This is a genomic window from Sandarakinorhabdus sp. (genome assembly GCF_031422795.1).
Classification (GTDB): domain Bacteria; phylum Pseudomonadota; class Alphaproteobacteria; order Sphingomonadales; family Sphingomonadaceae; genus Sandarakinorhabdus.
This window is the reverse complement of record NZ_JANPML010000472.1, coordinates 1-13,567: the sequence shown is the minus strand read 5'-3', so window position 1 is coordinate 13,567 and position 13,567 is coordinate 1. Positions and strand designations below refer to the sequence as shown.

The 13,567-nt window shown below is 65.7% G+C and carries 1 protein-coding gene and 1 pseudogene; both read right to left on the bottom strand.

Annotated features, from left to right (window positions below; all coding sequences use genetic code 11):
* A pseudogene (locus RMO81_RS15965) lies at positions 1–789 on the bottom strand (CHAT domain-containing protein); the annotation flags it as partial.
* A 3,328-nt stretch (positions 790–4,117) separates the two neighbouring features.
* Positions 4,118–13,468 carry a hypothetical protein gene (locus RMO81_RS15960; RefSeq protein WP_310476946.1) on the bottom strand — a complete coding sequence of 3,117 codons (9,351 nt, stop codon included), beginning with the start codon at positions 13,466–13,468 and terminating at the stop codon, positions 4,118–4,120.
* Positions 13,469–13,567 lie beyond the last annotated feature (99 nt).

Here is a 13,567-nt window from a genome sequence, read left to right as displayed (position 1 = left end):
CCGGTGATTGCGCAGCAGGCGGCTGGCCACCGGGTCGCTGCTGTCCAGCGTCTGGGCGGCGCGGGCAAAAAGGCGATCGGCATCGGCAAATTGCAGCAGGTTGGATTGCTGCAGGCCCTGGTTGGTCAGATATTCGGCGCTGCGGGTGAAACCCGGCGCGCCTTGCCGGCTGCGTTCGACCAGCAGATCGAAAAACTCGGCCGATTCGGCAAAGCTGGCGCTGTTGTTGCGGGTATAGGCTTCGGCCAGCGCCTGGTTTGGTTCAAGACTGCCGGCCTGCAAGCGAGCAAAGGCCGCCGGATCGCCAGCTTCGGTCGCTGCCACTTCCACCGTGCCCACAACGGCCGCATCAGCCAGCAGCGATTGCAGCCCTAATTCCAGCGCCGAACCATAGCCGGCAAGGCCATCGGCCACATACAGCGTGCGCCCGCGCATCACCTGATAGCGCACATGGCCCAGCCCATCGATCGTGCAGCGCGACACTTGCACACCGGGCAGTCCCTTGACGCTGGCCGCAGCCGGCATCGGGCACCCGGCCGGCAAGGCCGGCGCCGCGCTGCGCAGGGCGAAAAGACTGCCTACCGGGACCGCAGCATCGCGGCAGATGATGCGATAACCGCGATCAAACAGGCCCTTCAACGCCGGATCGGCGGCCTGGCTCTGCGCCGTGCACAGCACGCCCGCGTTGCCGATGCGGAAGCTGTCGATCAACGACAGGCTTTCGGCGGCCTGCGCTGGCGGCGTGGCCATGGCACTGGCCAGCAGCAGCAGAGAGATGGTCCGGCGCATCAGTTCAGCCCTCCCGGCGTACGCACGCCTCTTGGCATCGGGTCCATCCACAAGGCCGGATTGCCACCACTGGTCACCGGGTCAGTCGCATCGGGATCGACAAACATCGGGCTGAAATCGATCAGCCGCTGCAGCAGCACGATCGGCAACTTTTCGGCAGCCGCCTGGGCGGCTTCGCGCTTGTCTTCCTGCTCCGGCGTCAATTCCTCGATGTTGTTGACGATGGTCACCACCGGCTGGAACAGTTCGTCCAGCAGCAGGCCCGGGCAGCTGGCGGTGGTGACGATGCAGCCGTTCACCGTGCTGCCCGCTGTTACCAGGCTGATGCCCGGATCCAGCTGCACTAGCGCCAGCGTGTCGGAATTGATGGCAAAGCTGTTGTCTGCACGCTGGATGCGGCCATTGATCATCACGTCTATCGGGTTGTTGCCTTCAAAGGCGCGGCGGATGCGCAGGCCACCGGTGCCGGCGGTGAAACCGGCCTTCAACCGATCGGTGCCGCTGTTCTGGATCAGCACCTCGCGATCGGCACCAATCAATATGCTGCCAGCGCCGATGGAGCCGCCTGCCACCACTGATGCACCAGCCGCGTTCACCGCATCGATGCGGGCCTGCCCGGCCAAGGTGGTGCCGGCCAATTCGGTGAGCAAGCTTTCGCTCGCCACCCAGACGCGCGGCGCTGTGATGGCCAGCGTGCCAGCCGGCGTATCCACGCCCGCCCCCAGCCGCACACTGCCGCTGCCCTGCACCACTTCGATGCGGGTGCCGGCGATAAGGTTCACGCGGTTCTGCGCCCCTGCCTGCGCCATGGTGACGGCGCCCGTCACCCGCAGCAGGCCATTGGTTCGCAAGGTTACGCCCGGATTGCTGCTCTGCCCCGGCGCGATTGCCGGCAGCGTCAGTTGCTCCACAGTCATCGGCGCACCGTCGCTGCGCACCGTTATGCTGCTGGCGCGCAGCGTGCCGAATTCAGCGTTCGACAGGCTGTATGTGTCGGGCACGATACTGCCGGCGCCGCCAATCACGGTCGCATCTGCTACGGAGCCGACGATCAGTTGCACATTTTGCGCGCCAGCGCCGCCAATCACCGCTTCGTCATCAATGGCAATATCGCGCGACGTAATGGTGATGTCCGGCGTGCGGATGTCGCTGTTCAGCCTGGCCACGCCGCGCACATCGATCAGTACGCTGGAAGACGCGGTAATGGCCTGCGCGGCGAAATTTCCAGTGGCCGCAGCTATGAAGCGGCCTGTACTCGTTGCGCCGGTAACAGCGATGTCACCAACCAGCCGGACCGGTGTTGATGCCAGCAGCGCCGCAAACAGCGGATTGCCGGCCTGATCAAAGGTGATTTGCGGCAGTAGATCGTGCGCGGCGATATAGACGAAACCGCTCGGCGACGTCGTGAGACTGCCGGTGGTGATCCCACCGGTATCGAGCAGCACGATCCCGGTTGGCGCCACGATGGCGCCGGTCGTGACGCCGGCCACGCCGGACAGCGTGGCGGTGCCCGACACATTGATCGGCCCGGTGCGAATGATTCCCGGTGTCGTGGCAAAGACCACGCCCGCAGCTCCCTGTTGCGGGTTCACCGTTCCGGCATCGATGGCGCCAGTAAGGATTCCGCCGCCGGCATTGAGAAACACGCGGTTGCCCGCAGACAAGTTGAGGGTCGAAACCACATTGTTGGCCGATAGCCGGATTTCACCGGCCGCGCGCACGTTGAGCGTCGTCACGCTTCTGAGCGGTTGGTTGGCCGCAAGCACCAGCGAGTCGCCGGCATTGATGTTGCCGACCGTGATGCTGCCATCGCTGGCAACAGCGATCGCGCCCGGTGCAGTCAGATCGCCGAGCACCAGATTGCCTACCGAGAACAGATCGACGAAGCCCTGGCTGCTCAAGCCTGCCAGCCGCAAGCTGCCGGCGCTGAGCCGCGTGCCAAGCGCTGCATTGATCGCGCCGTCGATGCGCAGCACGCCCGCCGTCCGCGCTTCGAACAGCCCGGCCGTTACGCCGCCAGCCACCGTGATGTTGCCCGATACGGCCGTCGGGGCTGCAGCGAACAGCGCGGTGTAATCCGGCAAGCCGTTTGCAAACACGATCAAGCTGCGCTGGGCAAAGTCGCCAAAGCGCACCCGGCCCGTCGCTGGCGCTGCAATGCTGCCAGTGTTGATCGTCCCGCCCGCCAGCAGCACCACATCACGACCGCTCTGCAGATCGCCACTGGCCAATGCGCCTTGCGCCAGCAAGCCGATATCGCCGCCACTGGTCACGGCACCGGTGGTGACCGGGCCGAGCGCCCGCACATAGATATCGGGTGTGACACCAGCCGCCGGATCAACGGTGCCGGCATCCAGCGCGCCCAGCGTGGCCCCAGCATCGGAGGTGACAATGATGCGGCCGCCGGCACTGACGGCCCCGCCGGTCACGCCGGCAGGTGCATTCAGGTTGACGGTGCGATCGGCCCGCAGGCTGGCAAAGCTGATGCCAGTCGTGCCGGTGATGACGATGTCTTGATTGGCATCCAGATCGCGCAGCTGCACGCTGCCGGCCGAACTGTTCAGCAGCACATCATTGCTGCCCGTGGTGTTGGTGACCAGATCAATGCCCTGCGTGCCGGCAATCTCCAGCGTCTGCGCCGCGATCGTGCCAATGGCACCGTCTGAAGGCACATCGAAGGCAGATCGCACCTGGCCGCCCGACGAGACGAACAGTCGGCCGCCAGCCGTGATGGTGCCGCCGTTGTTGAGCCCCAGGCTCTGCTGCGACACTATCTGGCCATCGCCGGCAATGGCGATGGTCGATCCTGTATCCGCCACCAGGCCACCGCGCAGCGGCGATGCCGACGGCAGCGTGCCGTTGGCGAACGAATCCAGCGTCGCCATGGCAAGGCGGCTGCCATCCTGCGCGAACACCCGCACCACACCAGCCGTGCTGGGTGTGCCGGTGGTGCGGGTTTCGGCGACCACATTGCCGACGATGGCAAAATCACCGGCCACGCCGCTGTTGCCTTCGCTGCTCAGTTCCACCACGCCGCCGCTTGCCGTTCCGAGGGACGTGGCATTGGCAACCAGAGCGATGTTGCCAGCCACGCTGCCAGTCGCCCCGCGGACCGACAGCCCGACGGAGCCTGCCACGGCGGCGCCGCCGGCGCCGGTCGTGGGTACGCTGCCAATTGCGCTGGCATCGACGGCCAGATCGCCGTTGATAATGAACGCGGCGCCATTGGCCGTGTCCACGTCCACAAAGCCGCCATACGCGTCAGACCCCGCACCAGGGCCTGAGAAACCGGCGTTGGCCGTAACCAACACGTTTATGGCCCCGGTCGTCAACACGCCCGAGCTTGCGGCGATTTCGACAAGGCCGCCTTCAGCAAAGCCTGCGGCTCCAGCGCCATAATCGGCACGGGCCGAAATATTGATGGCGCCTTGTACCGTGGCATGCCGGAATGTCGCCATGTTGCACGGCCCCCCCCAGCGTCAATAAGCGTGCCAGACCCGAGAACGAGGGCGTTGGCCGAAACATTGATGCCGCCCGTCACATTCAATACGCTGGAGGCGCGTGTTTCAATCGATAAAGAGCCGCCATAAATCTCCCGGTTATCTGAAGCGACGCCGGAAAACGCATCAAGTGTGAGATTGATGTCACCGGCAACACTCATCGTGCCGCTGCCAACACTGTTGATTAAGACATCCAGTCCATCGGCAAATGTCCCGCGGCCCCGCCCGGTGATCGACAATGGTCCCCCGAATGCCAGTGTGCCACCCGAATTGAACTCGAGGACCAAGCCGCTGCCGCCGCCCACGGCCCCGGGGGCACCGTTGCCCGCAAAATCATCTTGTTGGATCGTCGTCGCGCCGTTCACAGTGATGTTGCCGCCAGCGGCTTCCACTGTGATTTCGCTGTCGCCGGCGTCGCCGGGCCTGAAACCGGAATCGCCGCCGAAATTGTTGGCAACCAGACGGAACACCTGGCCTTCGGTATCGACCAGGATGCTGCCACCAGTATTGGCCCTGACGGCAATCAAACCGCCGCCGCCGTACCCACCCGACAACAACGCACCGCCATCGCCGCCGCGCGAAGTGCTACTCAGGGTCAGATCAGCGCCGCCGCCGTATATCTCCAGTCGGCCATCGGCAGTGATCGTGATGCCGCCGCCAAAAGCATCGGAAGTGGAAAACTGGTTGATGTTCAGCACTTCGGCATCGGCGGTGATTGACAGGCCGCCTGCGCGTTGCGGCCGCCGCAGCCGCAGAAGGCTACCTGCACCGGCAGTAATTATCACGTCCCCGCCATTTGCCTCCTGCCCCGGCCCGAATTCGAATCCGTCACCCGACAAGGCGCTGGCGTTGAGAGTGATGCTGTCCGAGCCCAGCAATAACGACCCACCAGCCGCAGACGTCGTCACCTCCACCGAGCCGCCAAATGCTATACCAAACTGGCCGCGCGCATCGGCAATCAGATTGCCGGGAACCGTCATCTGGCCACCATCAAGAGTGACTCGCACTCGGCCGCCCTCGCCGTTTCCAGTCAAAAGCCCGTCAAAACCCTGCTGGCCGCCGCTGCCGATCGACAGCAGATCGGTATTGGCGCTCAGCAGGCTGGTGCCAGCCTGGGTGAACAACAGCGCCGTGCCGCCACGCCCGTCGCCGCCGTCGCCAGTGCCGATGCCATTGCCGCCGCGCCCCGACGCGTCGAGCAGGACGTTGCCGGCAATCGCAAGACTGCCTGAATCCGCTGCAGCTGCTGCCCCGAGTCCTTCGTGGCGTTTCAATTCGATGCGCGCCGTGCCGCCGCGGCCCAAGCCGCCACCGGCGATCGCATCGCCGCCGGCTCCCGTGGCATTTACATTGACTGCGTCCGCAATTGTCATCTGACCGGGCAGGGCGGCGTCGAAGTCCGGCGTCACGAGCAATCCGCCTTGGCCGCCTCTGCCGTTGCCGGCACCCAGATCGCCATCCACGGCGAAACCGGCTGAACCGCCAAGCCCGGCCACGTCGATCGAAATACTGTTGGCCGTGAGTATGCCGCCGCGGTTCAAGACAATTGCCGCGCCGCCAACCGCGTTGCCGCCGCGACCGCCAAGCCCAGCCCCGCTGACGTCGCCGCCATCGCCGCCGCTGACGCCTGCAAGGACCGTCACATCGCCGAGATTGGCGATGGATTGGTTGGTGGTTGGCGTGACCGGGCCGCTGACCACCCCAATATTGATGTTTCCGCCGGTTGCCGTTCCACCGGCGCCGCCGCTGGCGCCTGCCAGGCCTTCGCCGCCGCGGCCGCCCTGCACGCTGCTTTCGATGATCACTTCGCCAACGGTGAACGTGGACCGCGCCGGCTGGATGCTGAGTTCAATCCCGGCCCGCGGATTTTGCGGATCGCTGCCGAAGGCATTGCCGCCGGCGCCGCCGCCCTCTTCGCCGCTGCCGCCAGCGCCCCCTACAGCGCGGGCAACGATCAACAGGTTGGCGGCAGTGAACGACGCCCCAGGGCCGGCCTCCAGCGAGGACATGGTGAACACCGATTGGCCGATGATGGCATCGCCGCCGCGCGCGCCCGTGTCGAACATGGCGTTGCCGGCGATAGCATCGAGTGCGAATTCCGCATTGCCTTGAATAGTAACGTTGCCGTTGCTGATCAGCTGGAAAATCTGCCCGGAACGAGCATTGCCGCCGATGTTGCCCGCACCGCCGATGGCGGTTGCGCCCATGAAAAGGTTTTGGGCCGAAACATTGCCCGAATCGACCTCCAACGACAGCTGGCCGCCGCGCGCGGTGCCGCCGATGCCAGCATTGCCAATGCCACCAACGGCGTTGGCTTCCAGCAGCACTCCCCCCGAGAACGAGGCCGTTGCCCCACGGAACAATTCGAAGCTGGCATCGCCACCGCTGGCAGAGCCGCCGATGTCGGCGCCATTGGCACCAGTGGCGCCGGCAAGCAATCGGGCATTCGTCGCCACCAGCGCGCCGCGATCGCCGCTCACATTGGCGGAGCCACCCACGGCGTCAAAGCCGACAGCAGACGCATCGAGAAGCAACTCGCCCGCCAGTGTTACCCGGCCGATTTCCCAATCGAACGTGGCGTTGCCGCCTTCGGCCACGCCGGTACCAGCCGTTCCACTGCCACCCGCCGCGTTGACCAGCAGGCTCAGCCCGCCGGGGAGGGTAAAGCTCCGTCCCAGAACCAGAACGTCGGGGAACGCGTCGATTGAGCCGCCAAAGGCACCGCCGCCGACATTGCCGCTGGAGGCGCCGCCCGCGGCAGTGGCGTCAATGATCGTATCCACCGCCACCGTTGACGTGACGGACAGGTCGCCCGGCGCGAAGATGATGTCGCCGCCAAAGCCTTCCCCACCGGGACCCGAAGCGCCATTGCCGCCGCGTCCGCTGGCGGTGATGAGCAGTTGCTGGCCCAATTGATTGATGGAGCCGTTGTCAATGACGGCGAGAATGTCGCCGCCGGTGCCTTCACCGCCGGTATCGCCCGCGCCGCCAGCCCCGTTTGCGCTCAACGACAGCGGCCCACTCAAGGTTAAGACGGCCGGATCGCCAATGCTCAGCGTCACAGTGCCGCCAAAACCGAAACCGCCAACGCCGCCCGGATTGGCCCCGCCGAAGGCGCCAGCCTGCATCGTCAGCGACGTGGCTTCGAATGTTCCCTGGTCCGCAAAAAGTTCGACGACGCCGCCCTCCGCGTTGCCGCCCAGTCCGCCAATACCCTGCCAGGAGGCGTTGCCAAGCATGGTGAGGCCCGTGCCGCCAAGCTGCACCCGCCCGTTCGACTGGAAGAAGACGACGCCGGCAATGGCGTCGATGCCAAAGGCTGGCGCCAAGCCGGCGGCGGACACATCGACCGTCATGCCCCCGGCACTGCGCAATTCGCCGGCCGTGCCAACATCAATCAGGACCGTCCCCGACTGGATAACCGTATTGGTGCTTGCCGTGTCGTTGAAGCTGACCGCGATCAGGTTGATTTGGCCACCCACATCCAGCAAGCCGCCACCGGCATTGAGCGAAATATTGCCGCCAAGGTTGGCCGTGCCATCACCGTTGGCCAGTATCTGCAGATTGCCCGCCACGACCAGCGTGCCAGCAGCATCCACTTCCACCGCCAATTGCCCGCCGGCGCCATCCCCTTCCACCGAACCGCCTGCCACAACGGCGTTGCCGTCCAGTACCAGATTGCCGCCGATAGTGACCAAACTGTTGTTACGCACGGTCACATCGGCCCGGCCGCCCGTTGCGTTTCCGCTGGGCAGGCCCAGCCCGCCTTCGCCGCGCACGTTCACGGTGAGCGCCGGCGTGGTCAAACTGCTGAATTGCGAGGCGACCACGAAGATAGCGCCGCCGGTACCGCTGCCGCCCTGCGTCAGGCTGTTGCCGCCAATGCCGGTGGCTTTCAGCTCGATCAGCGGTGAGGCCGGATTGATGATGTTGAGTGTGCTGCCCGAGTCTGCGATCAGATCAATGCCGCCACCGATGCCATTGCCGCCAAGGTCGCCGTTGAAGCTGTTGCCGCCCGTGCCGATGGCTTCGGCAACGAACGTGCCGGTGCCGGCCATATCCAGTTCCAGCCTGCCTTCGACACCAAAGCTGATGGTACCAGCCGCGCCGTCACCGCCAGGGCCGTCGTCGTTGCTGATACCGGTGGCATTGACGGTCATGCTGATATTGCCCGACCGCGAAAAATGGCTGCCGCCCAATTCGTTGCGCAGCACGATGGAGCCACCAAAGGCAGTGGGCACAGCCCCGCCCGAGACAAACCCGCCGTCGGCCGACGCCGAAAGTGACAGGCCGTTGCTTTCCAGTGTGCCGAACAGCGATTCGATCAGCACGAAGCCGCCGATGGCTTCGCCGCCTGCGCCATCGCCGAAGATCGCGCTGGCATCAAACGACAATGCACCGCCAATACTGGCCGTACCGCGGCTACTGAACGTGATCCCGCCGCCCGCCATGGAAGCATTCGTCACCTGGCTGAAGGAAGTGGCCGAGGCGTTGGCGCTCAGATCGCCGAGGACGAAGAAGAAGCTGCCATCATCCGCGGTCATCGTGACAGTGCCGCCCACAGACGGAAGCCCGGGCAGGCCGTTGAGCAATTCGGCAGAGGCGCTGAACTGCGCATCACCGCCAACAGAAAGGATGCCGCGGCCAACGGCGGAAACGAACACCTGGCCACCATTGGCGACAGGACCTGCGGCGTTGGCGCTCAGCACCAGCTGGTTGTTCACCCCAAGGATGCCAAAATTATCAATGCGCAGATCGAGCGTGCCGCCCGTCGCGGTGGCAAAAAGGCCATCAATGCCGGTAAAGCCTTCGGCCACCATCACCAGATCGCCGCCCACCTGAAGGTTGGCGTTGTTCACCTCGGTCAGAATGCTGCCGCCAAATCCGCTATTGCCCAGACCGCCATCAAGGCCGTCTCCACCATAGCCATCGGCCACCAATTGCACCGGCGCGATGCGCACGCCCAAACCGACGTTTGCGCCATTCAGCACACGGAACGCCACATTGCCGCCGCGGCCGATACCGCCAGTGCCAGAGATCGAATCCCCGCCAGAGCCAATGGCGCTGAGGCGGACATAGCCCAAGATGTTGGTGCCGCCGGAAATGACCAGTTCCGCATCGCCGGCCTGGGCATCGCCAGCCTGGCCATTGGAACTGAACGCACCGGTGACATCAGCCGAAAGATCAATCCCGGTTCCCGTGAGATTGGCGTTGTACAGCAACACCCGCAGGCTGGGGCCATCAGCAAAGCCAGCGAAGGAATCGAAGCCGAAGGCGCCAAAGAAGCCATTGGCGCCAGGCGTGCCAGCCACGCCGGGGGCAATGCCGGCTGCACCGCCGGCGCCGCCCACGCCTGGTGTGCCGCCCTGCCCGCCAACACCACTGCTGCCCGCCGTTGCCGCCATGCTGGCGGTAATCAGCGGCACGTTCAGGCTCCACGCCGTGTTCAGATCATTGCTCGCCGCGCCGATCAGCAAGTTGCCGCCGGTTGCGTTGCCGCCGGTGCCGGCGTTGCCGCCAGTGCCACCATTACCGCCAGCGCCGCCATTGCCGCCATCGATATTGATGGCATCGCCATCCAGACCGGGCGCACCATTGGCCCCGGCCCCACCAGTACCGCCCGTGCCGCCCGTGCCGGCCAACGCCTCACCGCGCAGATCCCAGCTGGTGATCGTCAGGCTTCCGCCGCTGTTGGCGGCATCGGTGCCGATGGTGATATTGCCGCCCAAAGCGGCACCACCAGCGCCGCCGGCGCCGCCCAACTGGCCATTGCCGCCGGGGTTGCCGTCGCGCTGTCCCGGCAGCGGAATGCCGGGAGGCGTGCCACCCTGGCCCGTGCCGCCATCGCCGCCCAGGCCGGCCTGCGCTGACACGAACACGTTGAGGAAGGGCATGGTCAGGATGCCGCCGGGTCGCACGATCACGCTTGCCGAACCGCCGGTGGCCGCACCGCCGTCGCCGCCGGAAAGGCCCGTGTTGCCGATGGCACCGCCTCTGCCTCTGGCAATTGCCGACAGCTGGACGCCGCCGGCCAGATCAAAGCTGCCGCCTTCGGCAACCAGGCCAACAGTGCCGCCAATGCCGGCACCACCCGTCGCGCCATCGCCCTGCGCCGCACCGCCCACCCCGTCGGCATCCGCCGAAAGGCTGGCGATGGTCATGCTGCCCACCGTTGTGACGGGAACGGCACCGGCAGCCTCATGCCGCTGCAGGCGGGCCTGTGCGGTGCCGCCCTGGCCGATGCCGCCAAGTGTGCTTGAACTGCCACCCCGACCGGTGGCGATCAGCGAAACCGGGCCAGTGATCGTCACATCCACTGGCAGGCCAGCCGTGAAGTGCGGCGTCCCCAGGATGCTGGCTTGGCCGCCGATGGCATTGCCGCCGCCCAGATCAAAAATGCCGCCGCCGCCACCATCGCCGCCAGAGGCCGAAGCAAAGATGGTGACCGCGCCGGCGGTAGCCACGCCGCCGCGCACCAACAGGGTTGCGACGCCGCCGGTGGCATTGCCGCCGCGCCCGCCCACGCCATCGCCATCGATGCCGCCGCCGTTGCCGCCTGTCACCCGGCCATCAACGGAAAAAAGTGAGCCGAAATCAAAGGTTGACCGGCTGGAGACCGGGGTGACCGTGCCGCTGGTCGTGCCGATATTGACCAGGCCGCCCACTGCATTGCCGCCGCGCCCGCCATCAGCCGTACCCAAGCCGCCGCCGCCTGCGCCGCCAACGGCCGTATTAACGACCAAGAGCTGACTGGTGATGAAACTGGACCGCGCCGGCCGCGAAGCGATTACCAGTTGCGGTTGGGTGGCGAGTGGATCTACGCCAAAGGCATCGCCGCCGGCGCCGGCCGTGCCGGCACTGGCGCTGCCGCCAGCGCCGCCCTGCGCTGCCGCCAGCAAAATGACAGAACCGGCGTTGACCGTCGTGCCCGGCCCGGCTTCCAGCGACGACAAAACGAAAAATGCCTGGCCAACCGTGGCATTGCCGCCGCGGCCACCATCACTGGCTTCGCCGCCGGTGGCGTCCACACTCAGCGTGAGAGCAGAGGTGGTGAGATTGGCATTGTCAAAGCCGCCGAACAGCCGGCCGGACCGCGCGGCGCCACCGCCCACGCCCTGGCCACCCGTTACGTCAGCCAGCATCAAGACCGAACCAGCCGTGATGGTGCCCGACTGGCCGCGCAACACCACAAAGCCGCCTGTGGCATTACCGCCAACACCGGTCGTGCCATCGCCGCCAAAGGCCCCGGCCGAAGCAAACAGGTTGCCGCTGACCCTTATGCCCTGATCATTGGCAAGCGAATTCGGCCCCAGCCGCACGAACACCGCCGGCGCATTGGCATCGCCCTGATCCCAGCCCACGGCATTGCCGCCCACTGTGCCGGAACCCCCGGTCGCATCAGCAATCACGTCAAGGCGGCCACCGATCAGCAGGCTGCCGCCGTTCTGCATATCGACATGGGCACGGCCACCGTTGGCATTGCCGCCGATGCCGCCATCACCGTTACCGCCGCGCGCCTCAGCCGCAATAGTCGTGCTATCGCCGCCAAAGCTGAGTAGCGGATTGCCGAGGCCAAGCAATTGCGCAAAGCCGCCCGTGGCTGCACCGCCGTTGACGTTGCCGCTCGCAATGCCGTTGGACGCGAATGCGGACGCATCGAGAATCACGTCGCCGTTGACGGTGATGCTGACCGGCGCGCCGCCATTCTGGGCGTGAAGCCGCGCCGTGCCGCCAACAAAGCTGTTGTTGCCAAAGCCGAAGCCACCATCGGCAACGGCAGTGACCGTAAGACCGGTGGTATTGATCGAACCGCCCCGATTGACATCCACAAATGCCGAGCCGCCGGTGGCAGTGCCACCGCCGATATGGCCATCGTCACCGCCTTCATCATAGCGGGCATCAGCGGTTACCGTGACCTGGCCCGGCACGGTGGCGAGAATATCAAGGAACGTCGCCGATGCAGCCCCGCCCTGGGCATTGCCCGAAAGCCGCCCGGCGGCGCCTGTGACGGCGAACCCGTTGGCGCTGATGATCAGATTGCCCGTTGTCGTAACGGGGGCCAGCGTATCGGAAACCACGAAGGCGTTGCCGCCAATGCCGCTACCGCTGTTGCCATCTGCTGCTGATCCGCCAAAGCCATCGGCACCGAGGATGATGTTAGCCGCCCGCAGGCCGCCAGCATTGGGATTGATCGCAACGGTGCCGCCTCGCCCGGTGCCGCCAGCCACGCCTGGGCTGAAGGCATCATCGCCAAAGCCATTGGCCAACGCCACAAAATCGCCGCCCACCTGCATTTGACCCAGGCCGGATGACAGGAAAGTGACCGTGCCAGCAGTGCGGTTGGCCCCCTGGTTCAGCCCGGTGAACTGGGTGGAGGCATCAAGCAGCACGTTGCGCGCAACCGTGATCGCGGCCGCATTGCGAAACAGGACAACACTCGTGTCTGAATAGGCCTGCAAATCGCTGGCAAAGCTGATCGGAACAGGGTTGTTGGTCTCAACGCGCACTGCATCCTTCGAGCGCATGGTCAGGCTCGAGGTGATGTTCTTGCCATTGACGGTCACCAGGGCGGCGGCATTGCTGCCGGCTGACGGTGTCAGGCCGAACTGCTGCACACCCTGGCCCGCTGGCGTGCCCACAATATCATAGCCGCCCGACAGCACGACAGCGTTGCCATCGACATCAGCCGCATTGGCCACGTTAAAGCCCAGTTGTCCGCCGCCGCTGATCAGCAGCGTCATCGCGTTGTTGCGCGGCACCGCCATCATGTAGATGCGGCTGAACACGCCCTGGCCGCCGATGCCACCCGGCCCGGTGATGCTGCCGCGCACTTCGCTGGTGCCGCCTGCCGCCGAACCCACGTTGGCGGTGATGTCGAACAGGCCGCCATTCAGTGTGAAGCTCACATCTTCGGCTGCCACCAAGGCTGCGGACGCGCCGGGCCCAACCGTGACCGCGCCATTCATAGTAAAGCGCGGGGCTACCGCGATCATGTAATTGTTGGATGCGATGGTCACGCCAGCGGCAACCGTCACGCCGGCCGTGCTGCCGGTAGCAGCCTGCAGGCGGAAATTGTTGGCGGCGTCCAAATAGGGCAGGCCAGCAGCCGCCCCCACCGGATCATTGGCGGTGAGCAGCAGGCTGCCAACGTTGAACTGCGAACCGCCATTGAGCAGCAAGCCGCCCGGCGCATAGAACCAGATGCGCCCGGCCGCATCGCTGCTGACCGTGCCCGAAAAGGAGATGGCGCGCGTTGGATCGGCGGCGATGATGCGGTT